Below are 21199 nucleotides of genomic sequence, written 5' to 3'. Positions count from 1 at the left end.
TGCCATACTGAATGGGTTAGTATAAGTCACTGACACTATTATGGTTTAATGAATATTGGACGGTATTAATGTTCATCAAGTGGAATGAGGAAATCATTACCTTGAGTCAACAACGCAACATTCAGCTAGGGTTTACCTTAGTTGAATTGGTTACCACCATGATTGTGATTGGTATTATTGCCGTGACAGTGTTGCCACGTCTGTTGTCTGACTCTTCTTATAGCGCCTACAGTTTACGTAATGAATTTATCAGTGAATTACGTCAAGTCCAGCTTAAAGCAATGCAAAATACCGATCAGTGTTATCAAATTGATGTGACAGCAAGCGGGTATACTTTGCGCCATTTTAGCGGAAGAACCGCTAGCTTATGCACAAACCAAGTTCGCATAGAGCAATCACAAATCTTCAGCGGTGGTGCCCATATTGCGTTAGCCAGTAATGCGAGTCAGGCTTTTTCAATCACCTTTGACGAGCAGGGCCGTATGGTATCTCCAGCGTGTTCAGGTAATTGCTTTAATGCTGTTGCAGATGAAACCTTAGCTATTGCGGTTGAGTCTGAGGGGTATATTTATGCTCAGTAAGTCGCAATCGTGTCAACATGATCATCATCAACAACGCTTGCAACTATCTCGACGTCAGCGTGGCTTTACCCTGATTGAACTCGTTATCGGTATGATAGTGATTGGCATCGCGATTGTAATGATCACTAGCATGTTGTTCCCTCAAGCAGATAGAGCGGCGACGACATTACAAAGAGTGCGCTCTGCTGAGTTGGCGCATTCGGTTATGAATGAGATTTGGGGCAAGCGTTATGATCAAAATACCAATCCCAATGGCGGCGTTCCGGCGTGCAATGCTCCAACAGGCATTATTTGTTCAGAGGCTCTTGGCAAGGATGGTGAAGACCGCGACGACTTCAACGATGTTGATGATTATGATGGGTTAGATCAAACACAAAACATGCTCAACTCAAGCCAAACCTATGCCCAAGCTTATCCCAATTATCGCTTGAACGTGTCAGTAGCCTATCTTGACTCGTCAACGCAGGCGCAAAAATTAATTACTGTAGACGTTACAACCCCTGCTGGTGAAGTGATCACTTACCAAGCGGTAAGGAGTAACTACTAATGCAGCAGTATCGCCATCCAAAAATAGTGGGATTTACCTTAATTGAAATGGTTACGGTTATTTTAATTTTAGGGATTATTGTGGTTGGAATAAGCAGTTTTGTTATTTTTGGTACCCGCATTTTTGTTGAATCAAGCGCAGTTGATCAGGTACTCAGTCAAAGCCGTTTTGGCATTGAACGGATGACCCGCGATATTCGCCGCGCAGTGCCCAATAGTATGCGAGTGCTAACAGCGACTGATGGCAGTTATCAATGCCTGGAATTATTACCTATTAGTGCCAGTACATCGTATATTGATGCGCCGTTTTTCCCGCAACCAGTGCAAAATACGTTAACCGCGATTAAAAGTGTTCGTTCTATTAATGCTGCTCAATCAGTGCTGATTTACCCTTTAACCGCTAGCGAGGTTTATAACCCTCAAGGATTAACAGCAAAGCGTTTTCTGGTGCAAAGTGTGGCTGAAAGCGGAGATCTCCTGACGATTACCTTAACCCAAAGTATTCGCTTTACCGAAGCGTCACCATTAAAACGCTTGTATGTTGCCCAGAGCCCACTCAGTTACTGTTTTATTAACACCGCTGGTAATGTTGATTTACGCTTATACCAACAATATGGCTATAAGGCCGTGCAGCCCTCTCCAGCGGATATGGGGAATGGCGTCTTGATGGCACAAAATATTACTAATACTTTAACCATTAATCCGGCAATCATTTTAACGCCAGCAACATTAGTGACTAATGCTATAGTGCATTTACAGCCTAGATTTAGGGTAAATGGCGAGACGTTTCAATATCAACATCAAGTGCAGGTGATGAATGTACCCTAAACTGAAATTGCCGCAACATTCTCAACAAGGCAGTGCATTAATCATTGGTATTTTTGTGCTGACAGTGATGTTTTTACTGGCGGCGAGTTTAATTCGTATTGTCGGTGATGCAGATGAATCTGTGAACATGGAAGTGTGGGGCACTCGAGCTTTATTTAGTGCCAATAGCGGTGCTGATGCGGCTCTGTCTCAGTTGTTCCCCCTTAGTGGTGTTAATGGAAGTTGTAGCAATGTGAGTTCAACTTGGTCGCCGCCAACAGGAGGAAATGGATTTCATAACTGTACTGTGTTGGTTAACTGTAATGCTACAACTGTTGCCAGTATCACTCAGTATCGAATTAACAGTTTAGCGGTATGCGAGACAGGTAACTGTGCTGGTAACTCAGATAGCTCAACATGTTTGCGAGTGAGTCGCCAAGTAGAGGTAGAAGCCCGTGGTAATTAACCCTTTTATGTTAATGATATCGAGTTTAGTTAGCAGGTTAGCTTTTTTTCTATGGCTAACTACTGCCATTTTCATGCCTTTGTCTGTGGCGCAGGCTGATTGGAGCACAACCTTTAAAGAAGGGGTTAACAATATTGATAGCAGTGGCACCATTAGTTTGAATACGGCCACGATTATTAATGCACCTAATAACAATAAGTTACCCACCTACAATTATATTCAGGGAGGGGATTCTAGATTTAATTCTTGTATTAGCAGTAATGGTACTGCAAAAGTGTGTAGCAAGGGCCAGTATGTGGCTGAATTACCCAGTGGCCGCATTGATTTTGCCCAGTGCCAATCAACCAGTAGTGTTGATGTAGGTCCTCCCGTTTATGGTCAAGAAACCATTAGCCTTGCTGAGGGTGAATACCGCAATGTGTCAGTTGCTAATGGTGGCGATAAAAAGGTTGTTTTTACCACTGAGAATGGTAAATATAAAATTAAAAACCTGACCGCTAGCTCAGGCACTATAGAGTTTTCTGCAGGGCAATATTGGATCGAATCAATGAACATTAATAATGGTGTTCAATTGATATTTCCGCCGTCAGGTCGGGTGAGTTTTTTTATTAAAAACGATTATGTTCAAAAAAATCTGACCTTGGCCAGTTCGGCAGATAAATTGCTTTTTTACAATTATGGTAAATTTGAGATTGAAGGCGGTGCTAGCTTAAATGCATATGTCGTATCCGAAAATACCGTCACAATTAATGGTTCAGCTAAAATTCAAGGTGCTGTGACAGGTAAAGATATTATCTTAAATGGCAGTTCATCGGTGACATTTTCTGCTAATGCGGATCAAATTGATCTGGTTCCAGATTGTAGTATTAAGATTCAGACTATCACGCCATTTCATATTCAATATGGCAAGTCCGCAGCAAGTTCCGGTAGTACATCCAAAAGTGTGGTGTTTGATTCAGCATTTCAAAGCGGCGTAATGCCGCTAGTTTTTGTGATGCCGACTGTGTCAGAAAATAACCCTGTTGCCAACGATGGTCCTCAAAGCGTGTTTTTATCTTCAATCAGTGCAAGCGGTTTTACTTGGGAGCGAAAATGGTCTTCAGGTAATAGAGTGTCAGCGGCAGAGATGCCTGAAGTACACTGGATTGCAGTTACGCCCGGTCAATTTGATTTAAATAACGGTAGCCAATTAATCGCTGGTTCAGTGTTGCAGAATAAGGCCTTGGTCGGCTCGAACAATCAATATATCAGCGTATCTTTACCCAGTACCCAAGATGTGGTGCTTAACCAACTACAAACCCAAAATAATAACTGCTGGTTAACCAGCACGTCGCAATTTACTTCAAGTGGTATCGAATTAGCGATGGATACTTCTGAAGTGCGCAATAATTCGGGGCAATGTGAGCCGAGTAAATTAAACACTAACACTTTGCAATATGAAAAAATTGCTTATTTATCAGTAAAGTCTGGTAGTGGTCCATTAGTGTTAGCGGGTGATAATGTCAATTATCATTTTGGTCACTCTACAACCTTTAATACCAATGTTAGCAACACCCAAGATGTCAATTTCCAATGTGCTAATTTACTCACACCGTTAAATGGTTTTACTAGCGTGCCTACATTGGTAGCCAGCAAAAACAGTCGTTTGGGTGGTGATGGCGGTTGGTTACGGCGTTGTAAATTAACCAGTAACTCAGTCAGCATAATTAATGATGAAGATACCTTTAGTGATAGTGACCGTAGTCACGTGTGGGAAAACTATAGTTTTATTGCCATAGAAAAACTCGCCCCTGTGCGCCAGTGTTTTACTGATAATTTTGAACGGGCAAGCTTAGGCAGTGACTGGGTTGTGGCTCAAAGTTCGGGTAACTTTACCCCTTCAATAGTTAACGGCCGCTTACGACAAACTGAAGCGAGAACTAACCAAGCAACATCGACAACTTATCAGCGTTTATTTCCTGCAGTTAATAATAAAGTTGAAATTGAGTTTGATCATTATGCCTATGGTGGTAACGGTGCCGACGGTATTGCGTTTGTATTATCCGATGCTGCTATTACCCCGCAGCCTGGCTCTGCTGGTGGTCCAATGGGATATGGTGCACGTTCTAATGTGAATGGTTTTGCTGGTGGCTGGCTAGGTTTCGGGATTGACGAGTACGGTAACTTTTCTGCTGAAGGTGGTCCTAGCGGTCCAGGCCGACGTCCACAATCGGTATCGATTCGAGGTTCAGGTTCTGGTACTTCTGGTTATCCTTATTTACGCGGAACTTGTAGTAATGGCACCACTAATACCGGTAGTTGCTTATCTCCGAAAGTGGATAACAATAATATCTCACCTGCGCATCGGTACCGTATTACTGTTGACTCATTACTCCCTAATCAATCAATCGTTAAGGTTGAACGCAATAGTGGTAGCGGTTTTGTTGAAATTATTCCCGCATTTAATGCTGCCGGCATCTCTTCACAAGCTGCGATACCTGAGAACTTTTTGTTGTCGTTAACGGGATCAACTGGCGGATCCACTAACAATCATGAAATTGATAATGTTGAGATTTGTGCGCTCAACTCCAGCCCTATTGGAGTACAAATTGATCATTTTGAGTATTCCTATTCTGGTCAAGGGATCACTTGTGCACCCAAAACATTATCTATTAAAGCCTGTGCTAACGCAGATTGCAGTGCGACTGTGCCTGATACTGTCACGGCGACGCTCAGCCCTGCAACAGTGACAGGCGGTGGCGGTTGGATTGGTGGCAATGTAGTAACGTTTACTGGGGGGCAAAAATCAGATTTACAGCTAAGACATAATACTCCCGGCACTGTGACTTTAGGTGTCACCGGGTCTACGCCAAGCACTAAAGCATTCAGTAAAACCTTGTGCCGTGTTAATGGCAGTGCCGCAAGCGAGGCTAACTGTAATTTAGTTTTTGCCGATAGCGGTTTTATTTTTGAGGTACCGGATAAGTTGGCCAACAAACCAACAGGTAATATTTCTATTAGTGCAGTGAAAAAATCGGATAGTACTCTGCAATGTATCCCAACGTTTGCTAGCATCACCAAAAACGTCGGTTTTTGGAGTACCTATATTGAGCCGACGACTCCAATTAGTGGTCAATCAGTAACAGTGAATAATACCGTGGTAGGTAAGCAGAGTAGCGCCGCAACCACGCTTGCGTTGGTATTTGATGCACAAGGAAAAGCCAATATTAACGTCAACTATCCAGATGCAGGAAAAATGCAGCTAGATGCAAAGTATACTGGTACAGGTGATGAACAAGGCTTGGTAATGGTTGGTTCCGATCCGTTTGTTAGCTTTCCGGTAGGTTTATGCGTTACCCCCAAAGAGAGTGTTGCAGAGTGTTCTGCAAGTATTAGTAGTACGTGTAATCGATATAAAAAAGCTGGTGAGCCATTTGAGTTAATTATTCAAGGTAAAGCATGGCAAGCGGATGGTGATACAAACTACTGCGATAATATAAATACCCCTAATTATGTCCATAACAATATAGCATTAGGCAATCAAATTATTTCACCATCGGATGGTGTGCTAGGTGCTGTAGGTACGACGGCATATAATCATGTTGCACAAACCACGAGCAGTAATACCGTGTCGCAGACAGTTACTGAAGTGGGCGTGTTTAAGTTTACCGCTGATCCACCGAGCGAATATTTAGGCTCAAGCTTTTATAATATTCCACAGGCGGCATCGCCTAATATAGGGCGCTTTGTACCCGACCGCTTTGTTGTGAGTAGCTCAAGTGTGCTGCCATCTTGCGGCAGTTTTAGCTATATGGATCAACCTTTTGCTCTCGCCTTAACCTTAGATGCAGTCAATACTGGCACTTATGTCACTCAGAACTATCAAGGCGCCTTTGCTAAAGCGAGTGCAAGCTTAGTGGGTGAAGATGCCAATAATGGCATTGATTTAAGCAGCCGATTAAGTGCTTTACCGGTTAATGCTGGCTCTTGGGTTTTGGGTCAAGCAAACGTAGGATTATCTTATCAAGCTAATTTCAATCGTACAGTGGCCCCTGGTGTGGATGGCCCATTTAGTCAATTAGCTATCGGTGTACAAGCCTTTGATAACGATGGTAGTGTGTCGTTTATTGCATCAGCTGATATGCGCGCAGACAGCAGTGGTATTTGCGCCGACAGCAACAACTGCAACGCCAAACGATTATCGACGCAAGACTTACGCCACGGCAGAGTTGTAATGGATAATACTTATGGTCCTGAAAATGAAGTATTAGACATGCCAACCTATGCCCAATATTGGAATGGCAGTAGCTGGGTAACGAATACTGGCGATAGCTGTACTCAAGTTATCGTTCCGCTTGACGGCAGTGAAATATACGCGCCATTATTAGCATCTGATCAGGTTGTGAATCGTACCAATAATGGCACATTAGTTAACAACGGCCAGTCAACCTTGTTATGGCAAAATAAAGGTTCTACAGCATATCGAGGTCAGGTGACTGCCCCGTTAAAAGTAGAGCCATGGCTTCAGTGGTATTGGAATTGGGACCAAGCAAGTCCGGCCCAGCTTTATGACCCAAGAGCAAGTGCCTTCTTTGGTCGTTACCGAGGTCATGATAGGATCATTTATTGGCGTGAGGTGGGGCAATAATATGCATGAAAAAGCATCAGATTTGGGCTTTTTTGATTTAAAACTGCGCGGATGTTGATTTTTTAACAGCTTTTACAAAAAAAAACGCTAGATTAGCAATTGTTAACCTGTTCGGTATTGTAGAATGGGGGTGTCATTGATAAAGTTAGCTGATTTTTCTTCTTCTGACTCAACAGAATACAGGCCTGATACATGTTCAAAAAGTTGCGCGGCATTTTTTCTAACGACCTATCGATCGATTTAGGTACGGCAAACACTCTTATTTATGTTCGCGATGAAGGTATCGTGTTGAACGAACCCTCAGTGGTTGCCATTCGTGGCGAACGCAATAGCAATGGGCCAAAGTCAGTTGCTGCAGTTGGCAGAGAAGCAAAACAAATGCTAGGCCGAACGCCTGGTAATATTCAAGCTATTCGGCCGATGAAAGACGGCGTAATTGCTGATTTCTATGTGACTGAAAAAATGCTTCAGCACTTTATTAAGCAAGTGCATAACAACAGTTTCTTTCGTCCAAGTCCTCGTGTTCTGGTGTGTGTGCCAGTGGGCGCGACTCAAGTTGAACGCCGCGCCATTCGCGAGTCCGCTATGGGTGCAGGTGCTCGTGAAGTGTACTTAATCGAAGAGCCTATGGCAGCAGCAATTGGCGCTGGTTTGCCGGTATCTGAAGCGACAGGTTCAATGGTTGTTGATATCGGTGGCGGTACTACAGAAGTGGCGATTATTTCGTTAAACGGTGTAGTGTATTCTTCATCGGTACGTATTGGTGGTGACAAGTTTGACGATGCGATTATTAATTATGTTCGCCGTAATTACGGTAGCTTAATTGGTGAAGCAACGGCTGAGCGTATCAAGCATACCATAGGCACAGCATACCCAGGTGACGAAGTGCTTGAGATTGAAGTGCGTGGTCGTAACCTTGCTGAAGGTGTACCAAGAAGCTTCACCTTAAACAGCAATGAAATTTTAGAAGCATTACAAGAGCCATTATCTGGTATTGTCAGTGCGGTAATGGTTGCCCTTGAGCAATCACCACCAGAACTGGCCTCAGACATCTCTGAGCGTGGCATGGTATTGACTGGTGGTGGTGCATTACTACGTGACTTAGACCGTTTATTAATGCAAGAGACAGGAATCCCGGTGATGGTTGCCGACGACCCATTAACCTGCGTTGCTCGTGGTGGCGGCAAAGCCCTTGAAATGATTGATATGCACGGTGGTGATTTGTTCTCTGAAGAGAACTAATTATCATCTGCTGAGCGGCTTTGTTAATGGCATTTTATGGGTTAACAGAGTTGCGAACACTTTATGAAACCAATTTTCGTTCGTGGCGTCTCTAGTCAATTCCGACTGACACTGGCAATTATTTTGTCGGTGGCATTGCTGATGACTAATTACCGTCTTGACCCTGTTCGCCAGTCTTTATCCTCATTATTAAGCCCACTGCAGTTTTTGGCCAATGTGCCAGGTATGATGCTCGACTGGTCTGCCGAAGCCTTTGCCACGCGTAATATGCTCGAACTGCAAAACAAAGAACTCTTACGCCAACAACTGGTGATGTCAGAACGTTTACAGCGTTTTGAACATGTCCGCCAAGAAAATGAGCGTTTACGCGCATTACTTGGTTCTCCTGTGCACATGGATTCTCGTAAAATGGTCGCTGAAGTCATGGAAGTTGCCAGCGATCCTTTTCGGCAGTTTGTAGTGTTAAATCATGGTTTACAGAACGGCGTTTATGTCGGTCAGCCAGTGGTGGATGCCAAAGGCGTTGTAGGGCAGGTGACGGAAGTGAGTGAGTTTACTAGCCGCGTGTTGATGGTGTCAGATAGCACTCATGGTATTCCGGTGCGTGTTACTCGTAACGATGTGCGGGCAATTGCCAACGGTACCGGTGATATTGACCAAATTGAATTACGCAATGTGGCTAAAAGTACTGACATTATTGTGGGTGATTTATTGGTAACGTCAGGTTTGGGAAATCGTTTTCCTGAGGGATATCCCGTCGCTCGTGTTATCAGTGTATCGCGTGATGATGGTCAGAGTTATGCCGTTATTAATGCCCAGCCCTTAGCTGCGCTTGATCGTATTCGGTATGTTTTGCTTATTTGGCCTGATGAAACCAAACCTTTTACGTTGCCTGCTGAGGTCCAAGGGCTGATGAACGAGGCGGCTGATAATGCTGCAACGAATGGTGAAACGGAAACCATACCTAACCAGACTAGTGATAATGCATCGTCATCTCAAGTTGGTACTCCGTCTTCACCAACAACGACTTCACCAACAGTAAGCGAGGAAAACCAATGAGCGCGCACATTGCTAATGGTCGCTTAGTGGTATGGCTGACTTTATTTATTGGTATGATGTTTCAGATCATGCCGCTACCGGAAGTGGTCGAAGCATGGCGACCAGACTGGCTCCTTATGGTCATGATGTATTGGGCGATGGCGTTACCGCATCGTTACAGTATTCTCACTGCGTGGTTGCTAGGGGTCATGCTTGATGTGTTATTGGGGGCCCATTTAGGCATCCGTTCACTCGCATTGTCGTTAGTGATTTATATTGTCGTGTTGTTGTCTCAACAGTTACGTAACTATCCTCGCTGGCAACAATCATTACTCCTAGCATGTTTTATCTGTATTTATCATTTGGTGATATTTTGGATTCAGTTTGTTGTTGTCGGTGCGACACCATTTGATGTTGAGATGTTTTTACCCGCTATTTCGAGTTTATTTATTTGGTGGTGGGTGTTCTGGGTTCTGCGTAACATGCGCCGCCATTACAAAGTACGTTAATCAATCTGATAACGTAAGAATTGTTTTAATGTACACTAATAAGAGTAACTAACCGATGGCATGGGTACTGGCTTCAACATCACCAAGAAGAAAAGAATTACTGGCGCAAGCTGGCTTTAGTCAGGCAGATTTCTCATTTCAGCTAGTCGCACCCGATATCGATGAAACACCCTGGTTAACTGAAACGCCACAACAATATGTGTGCCGTTTAGCCGTTGAAAAAGCCCAAGCGGGTTTAGCCCTGAGTGGCCATATTATCGCCCCAAAAGTACTCGGTTCAGATACAATAGTGGTATTGAACGATCAAATCCTCGGTAAGCCAATAGACCAAGATGATGCCAAGCGTATGTTGACATTATTATCTGGTAAAACTCATGAAGTGATGACCGCGGTGGCGTTAACAGATGGTGAGCATACCTTTAGCCGCCTGTGTCGAACCCAAGTCAGCTTTTGTGACTTATCTGCTGCCGACATAGACGCTTATGTGGCATCGGGCGAACCAATGGATAAAGCTGGCGCATATGGCATACAGGCTTTGGGTGGCTGTTTTGTTCAATCAATTAGTGGCAGTTATTCCGCCGTCGTTGGTTTACCGCTTGTAGAAACGCGTGAATTATTAGCCTGCATGATGCAGCAAACTTAACTTTTGCTTTAATCGGTCATCTACGGTGGTGCAACTGCTGTCAACATTACGATTGGAGCATGACCCAGATACTGGTGGCCTATGAACATAAAAACTCAACGTAAAAAAGGCACAGAATTACTCATTAATGTCACGCCAACAGAAGCGCGTGTAGCATTAGTCGAGCATGGTGTTTTACAAGAAGTGCATATTGAACGTCGCATGAAGCGAGGTTTGGTCGGCAATATCTATAAAGGTAAAATCAGCCGTGTACTTCCAGGCATGCAAGCCGCATTTGTTGATATTGGCTTAGACAAAGCCGCCTTTTTACATGCTTCCGATATTGTTCCGCATACTGAATGTGTTGCCGATGTTGAAAAAGGTAACTTTGTGGTGCGCGATATTGCCGAGCTTGTTCGTCAGGGCCAAGACATTATGGTGCAAGTGGTCAAAGACCCGCTTGGCACTAAAGGCGCCCGCCTCACTACCGACATTACTTTACCTTCCCGCTATTTAGTTTTTATGCCTGGTTCTAGCCATGTTGGCGTATCGCAACGCATTGAACTGGAAGAAGAGCGCCAACGCCTCAAAAATATTACCCTTCCTTATGTTGATGATGATGGCGGTTTTATTATTCGCACAGCCGCTGAAAATATTGGTGAAGATGAGCTGGCTCAAGATGCAGCATTTTTGCGCCGAGTGTGGGCCAAAGTCAGCGAACGTCGCAAGCGCAAAGGGGTGATATTACTCTATCAAGACTTAGCGTTACCGGTACGGATTATTCGTGACTTTGTGGGAACAGAGCTTGATCATATTCAAGTTGACTCACGCCGTACATATGCTGAACTTCAACAGTTTGTGCAAGAGTTTATGCCTGAGATTGCTAACAAAATTGAGCATTATGCCGGCCCCGCGCCTATTTTTGAATTGTATGATGTTGAAAATGAAGTTCAACGCGCTTTAGGTCGCAAAGTTGAACTCAAATCGGGTGGATATTTAATTATTGATCAAACCGAAGCTATGACCACAGTCGACATTAATACCGGTGCATTTGTAGGTCATCGTAATTTAGAAGAAACCATATTTAATACTAACCTTGAAGCCACTCAAGCGATTGCAAGACAGCTGCGATTACGTAATTTGGGTGGGATTATCATTATCGATTTTATTGATATGCTAAGTAAAGAACACCAAGCACGGGTGTTAGAAAGTTTAAATGCGGCCTTGGCGTTAGATAGAGTCAAAACCAGCGTGAGTGGGTTTTCTGGCTTGGGTTTAGTTGAAATGACCCGTAAACGTACCCGCGAAAGTTTAGAGCATGTGGTATGCGGTGAGTGTCCATCTTGTAAAGGCACTGGCACCATGAAAACGATTGAAACTGTGTCATATGAGATTTTTCGCGAAATTATTCGATTAGATCGAGCTTATAAAGCCGATGAATTTTTATTGTATTGCTCACCGGCTGTGTACATGAGTTTTAGCGGCGATGAATCACATTTGTTGGCAGAATTAGAAGTCTACATTGGTAAACGTATTCGTTTGCAAAATGAACCGTTATACATTCAAAGTAAATATGATGTGGTGATGATGTAGTGTCGACAACTCGTACGGGAACGATCAACAGAATATTTTGGCAGATTTTGGCTATTACACTGGTGCTTTTTGCATTGGCGGTGAGCCTTATTCGTGGTTTATTGCCTCATATTCCTGAAGTCCGTACTGAGTTAATTGATTATCTTGATAGTGAGTACCAACTGCATGTGCAGATGGATAAACTCAGTGCTGAATGGCAAGCATTTGGGCCTGCATTGACCATTAACAATTTAGTCCTACCGCCACAGGATAATCTGCCAATTACAGTTGTCAGCAACAATGTGCATATCAAACTCGATTTTTGGCAGTCGCTACTAACCTTGAGCCCGCAGGTTGAAACCGTTGTATTTGATGGTCTTAAGGTGGCGCTCAATCTTGATCAGTTAACTGCTACTGACGATAATACCAAGCCTAGCGATAAAGCCACTCTTGACTGGTTATATGCCCTGTTATTGGAGCAATTAGGTCATTTTTCAATAACCGATGCCTCCCTGCAGCTGGTGAGTAAGCAGCATGATTATCGGCCGATTTTTATCGATAATTTATTGTGGCAAAACAGTACTAATCGTCACCAAGCACAAGGCATCATCTATGTTGATCCACAGCAGTCAAAGCAAGAACAGTTAACGTTACGTATTGATCTTAGCGGTGATGGTTATCAAGCGGATACTATAGCTGGTCAACTTTACGTGGCCGCAGACTCATTAGACTTAGGCAAATGGGCCTCTAGACAACATAACGCGCAAACCGACGCCGATAATATTGAGTTTCAAGGGGTCATAAATCTTGATGCATGGATGACGTTCGCGCATCGTCAAATTGAAGATGGCATACTGGTTTTTAAACCTAGCTGGTTACAATGGCAAGATGCGGACAGCCAGCAAAAGTTTGCAATCAATTCAGGTTCATTGCAATGGATCCCACAACCAGATGGTTGGCGAATCGACAGTCACAATTTAGATTTATCCACCAATGATCAAACTTGGCCATTACTCACCTTGGCTATTGGCAGTGGTGATGGTGATTTTTTTGGATATGCGAATCAAATTATCCCGACCTTGCTTAAGCCTATGTTGCCGTTAGTGCCAGGTTTAGGCATGCAGCAAGTACGCAGTTGGCAGCAGCTTAATCCTCAAGGAAAAATTGGCCCTATTCGGCTGTATAAACAGGCAGAAAAAGCCCTTATCGCTAAAGTTGAAGCACAGCAATTACAATGGCAGCCCTATGAGTCTATACCAGGTATCAGCCCTTTCGATGCCCAATTAACCTGGGCAAATAATCAACTTGAATTTAGCTTGCCTGAGCAAAAATACCAGCTCGATTTTAGCGATAATTTTAGTCAGCCAATAATACTTAATAGCAGTGCCGTCATGGGCCGATATGATGTTGGCCAGCAGCGCTTGACCGTGGCTAATATTGAATTGAGTAATAGTGATCTTACTCTGCAAGCGGGCCTTAATCTTGAGTTTGCTGAACAGACTCATATGGGATTAGCTGCTCACGTGACCATTAATGATGTGGCTCATCTTGGGCGATATTTTCCATTAATGGCGATGAGTCCAAACTTAATTAGCTACCTTAATGACGGCTTAGTCGCTGGGCAAGTGAATGATGCGCAGTTAGTCTGGCATGGGGATTTAGGTGGCTACCCCTATCAAGACAGCAGCGGAGTCTTTCAAGCCGCTTTTACTCTTAATAATGGCAATTTTAAGTTCCAACCTGATTGGCCTGCTATGAGCGATCTTACTTTATCAGCCTTGTTTGAAAATGCGATGATGGATTTACATATTGATCAGGGCAAACTTGATGACGTTACGGTAGACGGCGCGCGAGTGTCTATTCCACATTTGGGGGAAGCGTCGTTGTTAAAGGTTGAAGCAGATATTAATACTGATGCTCAAGCTGCAACCAAAGTAATTAATGCTTCACCGTTACATGATTCTGTCGGGTCTACGTTAGACGTAGTGCAAATCCAACAACACATTAATACTCGATTGGATCTGGCGATTCCCTTATATGAAGGCGGCGAGCAACTCATTAAAGGTCAAGTCACATTTAATAATAACCCAGTGTTTATTGATACTCCCGGTTTAGATTTACAGGGGGTGACAGGGCAAGTGAGTTTTGTTAATCAAGTAATTGAAGGTAAAAATATTAAGGCTCGATTATTTCAACAGCCTCTCACGTTTAGCTTGAGTACCGGTAAGCGCAACAACAATATTGCATTAAATGTTGCGCTGAAAGGACGCTGGGATCTTGATGCCCTACCTGACAGTTTAGACAATCCACTGACTGAAACCTATCACGGAAACATGGACTGGAATGGCCAGTTAACTATGATTTTTGATCCTAGTGGCTACAGTTTACAAGTTTCTGCAAATTCCGATCTTGTTGGAACATCATTAGATTTACCTATCCCTTATGAAAAATCGGCAGCGGAACCGAAAACGCTCAGTGCAGAACTGATTGGCGATAACAAACAATCATCACTGAGCATTAAACTGGGTAATGATGTGGAGTTTTGGGGAGGATTTAATGCCGATAATGGCAGTCAACTGGCTTTTTATGATGTGATGATAGGTCGCCATTTTAGATTGGGTGACAGATTAAATAAGCAGTATGGGCACATACATGTAGATCTGCCTAAAGTCGACTTAGCGCAGTGGCTACCACTGATTAATCGCTTTAGTGCGACAGCAGAACCTGAAGTCGTGACCTCTTTGATACGAGACCGTATTTTAACTGTCGCCGAGTTGCCTGATACTGAGTTGCAACAACCCATTTCACCTGCGGTTGATGCTAACCTTGCGACTCCGGCATTTCCACCATTAGCCGGTATTCATGCCAATATTGGCCAATTAACGGTACTTGGGCAATCATTCGATAAATTGCATTTCGATGCTAAGCCAACCGAACATGTATGGCGCTTTGATGCTCAGTCACAACAGTTTGATGGCCGTATCGATTTTTATGCTAATTGGCGCGATCAAGGCATTAAAGTTGTCGCAAGCAAACTGCATTTATTGCCAACAGCCAGTGCAACAAAAAGTGATGATTTATCCCCGACTGTTATGCTACAAAATCTGCCTACGTTAGCGATAGATGTGGATGATTTTAGTGTAAATAATTTATCGCTCGGTCATTTAGTCTTGCAAGGATTGCCCGTAGAACAAGGCTACCAATTCCAGACTCTTTCACTGACTAAGCCAACGGTAACATTGCAGGCAAATGGCTTATGGTCAGTTGATAATGGCACTGAAAAAACCTCGTTTGAGGTCAATTTACAGGCCGATAAGTTTGATGACCTCTCGACGATATTGAACATCAACCCTGGGCTAGAAGATGCGCCATTAGATCTCAATGGTCAGTTATCATGGCAAGGTGCACCTTATCATTTCATGCTTGATACACTTAACGGCCAGCTAAAATTTGAGTTAGGTAAAGGCCATTTATCGGAAATAAGCGATAAAGGTGCACGGGTATTTTCATTATTTAGTTTAGATTCATTATTACGCAAATTATCATTAGATTTCTCGGATGTGTTCGGTGAAGGCTTATACTTTAATCGCTTCAACGGCAACCTTGCGATTGATGATGGTGTAGTGAAAACCACAGATTCAGAAATGGATGCTATTGCGGGCAATATGCGCATACGCGGTTATACCGATCTCACCAGTCAAAGCTTAAATTATGATATTCGGTTTGTGCCGCAGCTTGCGTCGAGTGTACCAACCGTGGTGTTATTGAGTACCAGTGCATGGACTTTAGGTTTAGGGGCATTTGCCCTGACAAAAGTGTTAGAGCCCGTGATTGAAGTCATTTCTGAAATTCGTTTTCGAGTGACCGGCACCATGGACAATCCACAACTTGAAGAGCTTGAGCGTAAGAGTAAAGAAATTGAAATTCCACAAGCTATTTTACCGCAAGCCAATGAGTCGAGTGTTGAAACTCAGATTAAAACTGGAGTTGATTCTAATATCGCGCCCAAGCTTAAAAGTGATACCAAGGGCGAAAATGAAACTCAAGCCCCAGAGCAGAATAAGCAATATAATGTACCGCCCAATACCACAGGGGCAATTAGCTCAATACCAACGAATCAGGTTTCTCGAATGATAAAGGCGCAAATGTACACCGACGCTTTATCAAGGGGCCAACACGCAGGCGAGCCATTGGCTCATGTCGTTTCGCTACCAGGAGTGAGAGATGCAAATCAGCTTATTACAATGCCAAAGCAGTCGCGATGTCCAAGCCAATCTCGCGTTTGTCGACTCGCAGCTTAAAGACTTACCCCGAGAAGCCAATGAACCACAATTAGTGGTGTTACCTGAGTGTTGTTTATTGTTTGGTGGTCACGAAAGCCAGCAGCTTGAATATGCAGGTAGCCAGCATCAAAGCGAACTTAAAAACGCGTTAGCTTCGATGGCTAAAAAGTATCAAGTGTATTTTATTGCCGGCACTATTCCTATGCGTGCCGATGATGGTCGAGTCTTCAGCCGTTGTTATTTTTTTGATGATCATGGCGTCACCCTAGGTCATTACGATAAACTGCATTTATTCGACGTTGAGGTGAGTGATAACACCAAAACCTATCGTGAAAGTGATACCTTTCATCCAGGCGATCATATTAGTGTGATTGATACTCCGTTTGGCAAAGTCGGCTTAGCCATTTGTTATGATATTCGCTTTGGCGACATGTTTCGGGCTTTACGTTTAGCTGGAGCAGATTATATTGCTCTACCTTCTGCATTTACCAAAGTGACTGGGGAAGCGCATTGGCAAGTGTTATTGCAAGCCAGAGCGATTGAAACTCAATGTTATTTATTGGGCGCAGGCCAATGGGGACAGCATAATCAAGGCAGTCGAGAAACATGGGGGCACAGTATGATTGTTGATCCATGGGGCAGAGTTATTGCTGAACGAGCGACGGAATGTGGCTGGGTACAGGCTAAAGTCGATTTAGCGGAATTACAGCGCATTCGTCAACAAATGCCGCTGATGGGCCATAATCGATTTAGAGAGCCACAGCTGAAATAATACTGGCTGAGCCACGACTAACACTGAATTCGCAGTACGCGTTACCAATTAATAAAGAGAATTTTAATGCCATTTTTAACCCAAGTAGAGCAGAGTTTATTGCAAGATGGATTAACCTTAGACGGATTGCAAGGTTACTTAAATACCATTCATCAACACAATATCGATTTTTCAGACCTGTATTTCCAAGGTAGCCGTCATGAGTCTTGGGTTTTAGAAGATGGCATAGTCAAAGAAGGCAGTTTCCACATTGAGCGTGGTGTGGGTGTACGTGCTATTAGCGGTGAAAAAACCGGTTTTGCTTATGCCGACGAGATTACTCCAGCCGCTCTTGATGCCGCAGCGAAAGCCGCCCGTGGCATTGCCAGTGCCGGTGAGCAGCACAAGGTACAAGCCTTTAAGCGTCAAGCGGCACATAAACTCTATGACAGTGCCGATCCAATTGCGGCTATGGACGAAGTGAAGAAAATCGACTTGTTAAAGCAAGCCGATGCGTATATCCGTAGTTTAGACAGCCGTATTATTCAGGTTGTGGTGAGTTTATCTGGCGTGCATGAAGAAATATTGATTGCTGCCAGTGACGGTACATTGGCCGCAGATATTCGTCCATTAGTGCGTTTTAACTGTAGTGTTATTTTAGAAGACAACGGTAAGCGTGAACGCGGTAGTGCCGGTGGTGGTGGTCGTCACGATTACAGTGCCTTCTTAGCCACAGATGAAACTGGCTTACCACAGAGTTTTGAATTTGCTCGTGAAGCAGTGCGCCAAGCTCAAGTGAATGTTAATGCCATTGATGCTCCAGCAGGTGAAATGACCGTAGTGTTAGGTAACGGTTGGCCTGGTGTGTTATTGCACGAAGCGGTAGGTCATGGCTTAGAAGGTGACTTTAATCGCAAAGGCAGCAGCGCCTTTAGCGGTAAAATGGGCCAGCAAGTGGCATCGACATTAGTCACCATAGTCGATGATGGTACATTGGAAAATCGTCGTGGTTCATTAAGTATCGATGATGAAGGCGTACCAACTCAAAAAACCACTTTGATTGAAAATGGTATTTTAACCGGCTACATGCAAGATAAGTTAAATGCGCGCTTAATGGGACAATTGCCTACGGGTAATGGTCGCCGCGAATCATATGCTCATTTACCTATGCCACGAATGACGAATACTTATATGAATGCCGGTGAATCAGACCCTGCAGACATCATCAAGTCAGTGAAGAAAGGCATCTATGCGCCCAACTTTGGTGGCGGTCAAGTCGATATCACTTCAGGTAAGTTTGTGTTCTCAGCTTCTGAAGCTTATTTGATTGAAGACGGTGAGGTAACTCAGGCAATTAAAGGTGCAACCTTAATTGGTAATGGCCCTGAAGCCATGGGATTAATTTCCATGGTTGGTAATGACTTAGCTCTAGATAAAGGCGTAGGCGTGTGCGGTAAAGACGGACAAAGCGTACCTGTCGGCGTGGGGCAACCAACATTGAAAATTGATCGTCTAACGGTTGGCGGTACAGCTTAAACGTTAGCCTATTTAGGCGTAAGTAGCCGGCTTACTGAGTGTTATGACTTGGTAAGCCGTTGTATATTTAAGGCTTATTTTGATAGTCTTGTTTATTTAAGGATATGTATAGTCAGGTTAATAATCTATGTGGCTGTGAAAATAACTGTTTTAAGTTATACTTCATCAAGGGATTAGAGTATTAACTCTAGAGGTGTTTATGGTTGCAAAGCGTCATAGTAGTCCACATAGCCAGAGGCGATTGAGCTTGGTGTTGTGTTCGAGTGTTTTTTTTGTTCATCTTAGTGTTTTCGCTGAGCCCATTACGTTTAGCAATGCTTGGCAGCAATTAACCCAAGTAAGCGATCATCTGCAAGCCAAAACCCAGCATGTTAACCGCGCCAAAGCCGAAGAAGATGCTGGTGATGCACTGAATTTCCCATCCTTGAATATTGCCGGTAGTTATACCCGCCTTGAAAAACCGATTGAACTTGACCTCAATGATCTCAATCCACTTGCCTCGCTTGATAGCAGTACCTTACCGCCGGCGCTTGGCGGTGCCCTAGCCAGTATTCCTAGCTCATTGTTTGTTACCCCTTTTACTGAGCAAGATGTATTTCGTGCCAGTTTGCAAGCCATGTGGCCTATTTACACTGGTGGTAAAATTACTGCTGCGCAAGGGATACATGCAGCACAAGTTTCTGAAACTGAACAAGAGTTGGCCCTAGCTCGGCGGGAGTTATTTCTGCAGTTAGTTGATCGTTACTATGCGGTGTCGGTGACAAAAACCTTAGTTGATACTCAAAATCAGTTGGTAGATTCGTTAGCGTTACATGTCAGCCATGCACAAAAATTGGAGCAACAAGGGCAAATCGCCAAAGTTGAACGCTTAAATGCCCAAGTCGCGTTAGAAAATGCCAAGGTCAATAGGGGTAAAAGCCAGCGTCAATATGAGATGGCCGAAATAGCTTTAGCGCGGATGTTGCATATTCCCTCAGTCGATCCTATTTCAGTGCTGTTTTTACTGGAACAGCAACCGTCATTGCCACAACTTAGCCAGCTGACGTTAACTCAGCATCCGGCATTAAAACTGCTTGAGGCTAAAGAAGCTCAAGCCAATGGCTTAGTGGACTTAGAAAAGGGCAGTTATTACCCCACAGTGTATTTATACGGTAACTATACCTTGTATGAAGATGACAGCTTATTTTCACAAGTGGAACCTGATTGGATGGTAGGTGTGGGTATGAGCATACCGCTGATAAGCCGTGATGGGCGCAGTGGTAAAGTACAAGCCGCCAAAAGTGCTTTATTGCAAGCTCGATACACTAAAGCACAAACAAAACAGGATTTAAGTTTACTGATTGATCAAAGTTATCGGCAAATGCTGCAAGCTAAAGAAGAAGCCGATGCGCTGAATACGTCGTTAGCGTTAGCGACTGAAAATTTACGTTTACGAGAGTTATCTTTCAATCAAGGCTTATCCACATCAATTGATAGGATCGATGCAGAGTTAAGCTTAACGGCGGTTAAAACTCAGCAATTAGGGGCTAAATATCGCTATATTCAAGCCTATGCCAAAGTGATGGCCATTAGTGGTCAAGTCGATGAATTTATTAACCGAACTCAACTTCAGGGGGCTGCTTATGCGGGCTAACAAGATCATCGCGGTCATTGCATTCGTGTTACTTATATTACTGTTAGGCTATGGCGTCATGCTGGCCTTTACGCCGCAACCGAGCGTGTTACAAGGGCAAATAGAAGCTCGTGAATACAACATCTCTTCTAAAGTGCCAGGGCGGGTAGAGCAGGTCTTAGTGCGTAAAGGCGATCAGGTTGATGTGGGCGATATTTTGTTTGCCATCAGCAGTCCTGAATTGGATGCTAAGCTAGTGCAGGCTCAAGGTGGTCTAGAAGCCGCAACCGCAATGCAGCAACAAGCGAATAATGGCGCAAGACAACAACAAGTCACAGCCGCTAAAGAGCAATGGTTAAAAGCTCAAGCTGCCACCAAGCTTAGTCTAAAAACATATCAGCGCATTGAAAATCTATTTGATGAAGGTGTTGTCGCAAGGCAAAAGCGCGATGAAGCTTATACCCAATGGCAGGCCGCTAAATATACTGAACAGGCAGCCTATGCCATGTATCAAATGACCGACGAAGGCGCACGCGATGAAACCAAAGCGGCTGCGGCAGGCAAGACTCGTATGGCAGAAGGTGCAGTTAACGAGGTGAATGCAATTTTAGCTGATAGCCAAATGCGTTCACCTAAAAAAGCTGAGGTGAGTGAAGTACTGTTACAAGCGGGTGAGTTAGCACCGAGTGGCTTTCCGGTAGTGAGCATTATTGATATGAGTGATGCTTGGGCTGTATTACAAGTGCGAGAAGATCAATTATTGCAATTTAAACAAGATCAAAGCGTGATGTTAGATATCCCCGCATTGCAGCAGCAAGTTGAATTTACCGTGTCGCACATCAGTGTGATGGGCAATTTTGCCACTTGGCGCTCCACTGAAAGTGGCCATGATTTTGATATGCGTACATTCGAGGTGGAACTGACACCGAAGCAGAAAATAGCCGATTTACGTGTTGGGATGTCGGTATTATTTCGCGCCGACAAGCTCAACGAACATTAATAAGGCT

15 protein-coding genes are annotated in these 21199 nt (G+C 43.9%); all 15 read left to right on the top strand.

Features of this window, described 5'->3' with window-relative positions:
- Nucleotides 1–68: 68 nt before the first annotated feature.
- Nucleotides 69–581, top strand: a complete 513-nt coding sequence (locus tag ACED29_RS12560) for a type II secretion system protein (RefSeq protein WP_371697794.1) — start codon at nucleotides 69–71, stop codon at nucleotides 579–581.
- Entirely contained in the window at nucleotides 571–1128 is a 558-nt protein-coding gene (locus ACED29_RS12555) for a prepilin-type N-terminal cleavage/methylation domain-containing protein (RefSeq protein ID WP_371697793.1), read from the top strand. The genes ACED29_RS12560 and ACED29_RS12555 overlap by 11 nt, the downstream gene beginning before the upstream one ends.
- The gene (locus ACED29_RS12550) at nucleotides 1128–1955 is read left to right on the top strand and encodes a PilW family protein (RefSeq protein ID WP_371697792.1); all 828 of its coding nucleotides are present in this window, start codon (nucleotides 1128–1130) and stop codon (nucleotides 1953–1955) included. The genes ACED29_RS12555 and ACED29_RS12550 overlap by 1 nt, the downstream gene beginning before the upstream one ends.
- Nucleotides 1945–2400: an MSHA biogenesis protein MshP gene (locus ACED29_RS12545; protein ID WP_371697791.1), complete on the top strand. Its 456-nt coding sequence runs from the start codon at nucleotides 1945–1947 to the stop codon at nucleotides 2398–2400. The genes ACED29_RS12550 and ACED29_RS12545 overlap by 11 nt, the downstream gene beginning before the upstream one ends.
- A complete protein-coding gene (locus tag ACED29_RS12540) occupies nucleotides 2390–7027 on the top strand; it encodes a DUF6701 domain-containing protein (protein ID WP_371697790.1) in 4638 nt (1545 codons plus the stop codon). Before ACED29_RS12545 ends, ACED29_RS12540 begins: the two co-directional genes overlap by 11 nt.
- Nucleotides 7028–7219: 192 nt before the next feature.
- Nucleotides 7220–8269: a rod shape-determining protein gene (locus ACED29_RS12535; RefSeq protein ID WP_011639153.1), complete on the top strand. Its 1050-nt coding sequence runs from the start codon at nucleotides 7220–7222 to the stop codon at nucleotides 8267–8269.
- A 63-nt stretch (nucleotides 8270–8332) separates the two neighbouring features.
- Nucleotides 8333–9328, top strand: coding sequence for a rod shape-determining protein MreC (gene mreC / locus ACED29_RS12530; protein WP_371697789.1), 996 nt, complete (start codon nucleotides 8333–8335; stop codon nucleotides 9326–9328).
- Nucleotides 9325–9816, top strand: coding sequence for a rod shape-determining protein MreD (gene mreD, locus ACED29_RS12525; RefSeq protein WP_124015312.1), 492 nt, complete (start codon nucleotides 9325–9327; stop codon nucleotides 9814–9816). Before mreC ends, mreD begins: the two co-directional genes overlap by 4 nt.
- 55 nt (nucleotides 9817–9871) lie before the next feature.
- Nucleotides 9872–10459, top strand: coding sequence for a nucleoside triphosphate pyrophosphatase (locus ACED29_RS12520; RefSeq protein WP_347690367.1), 588 nt, complete (start codon nucleotides 9872–9874; stop codon nucleotides 10457–10459).
- 81 nt (nucleotides 10460–10540) lie between these two features.
- The gene (gene rng / locus ACED29_RS12515; protein WP_124015310.1) at nucleotides 10541–12031 is read left to right on the top strand and encodes a ribonuclease G; all 1491 of its coding nucleotides are present in this window, start codon (nucleotides 10541–10543) and stop codon (nucleotides 12029–12031) included.
- Nucleotides 12031–16311 carry a YhdP family protein gene (locus ACED29_RS12510; protein ID WP_371697788.1) on the top strand — a complete coding sequence of 1427 codons (4281 nt, stop codon included), beginning with the start codon at nucleotides 12031–12033 and terminating at the stop codon, nucleotides 16309–16311. The genes rng and ACED29_RS12510 overlap by 1 nt, the downstream gene beginning before the upstream one ends.
- Nucleotides 16235–17065, top strand: a complete 831-nt coding sequence (locus tag ACED29_RS12505) for a carbon-nitrogen hydrolase family protein (RefSeq protein ID WP_182696892.1) — start codon at nucleotides 16235–16237, stop codon at nucleotides 17063–17065. Before ACED29_RS12510 ends, ACED29_RS12505 begins: the two co-directional genes overlap by 77 nt.
- A 66-nt stretch (nucleotides 17066–17131) precedes the next feature.
- Nucleotides 17132–18580: a metalloprotease TldD gene (gene tldD, locus ACED29_RS12500; protein WP_124015307.1), complete on the top strand. Its 1449-nt coding sequence runs from the start codon at nucleotides 17132–17134 to the stop codon at nucleotides 18578–18580.
- Nucleotides 18581–18779: 199 nt separating this feature from the next.
- A complete protein-coding gene (locus ACED29_RS12495; RefSeq protein WP_371697787.1) occupies nucleotides 18780–20213 on the top strand; it encodes a TolC family protein in 1434 nt (477 codons plus the stop codon).
- Nucleotides 20203–21192, top strand: coding sequence for an HlyD family secretion protein (locus ACED29_RS12490; RefSeq protein ID WP_371697786.1), 990 nt, complete (start codon nucleotides 20203–20205; stop codon nucleotides 21190–21192). The genes ACED29_RS12495 and ACED29_RS12490 overlap by 11 nt, the downstream gene beginning before the upstream one ends.
- Nucleotides 21193–21199 lie beyond the last annotated feature (7 nt).

The organism is Shewanella sp. 5S214 (genome assembly GCF_041439795.1).
In the GTDB taxonomy this organism is placed as follows: domain Bacteria; phylum Pseudomonadota; class Gammaproteobacteria; order Enterobacterales; family Shewanellaceae; genus Shewanella; species Shewanella vesiculosa.
The sequence above is the reverse complement of the archived record's forward strand: the minus strand, read 5'-3'. Positions and strand labels throughout refer to the sequence as shown.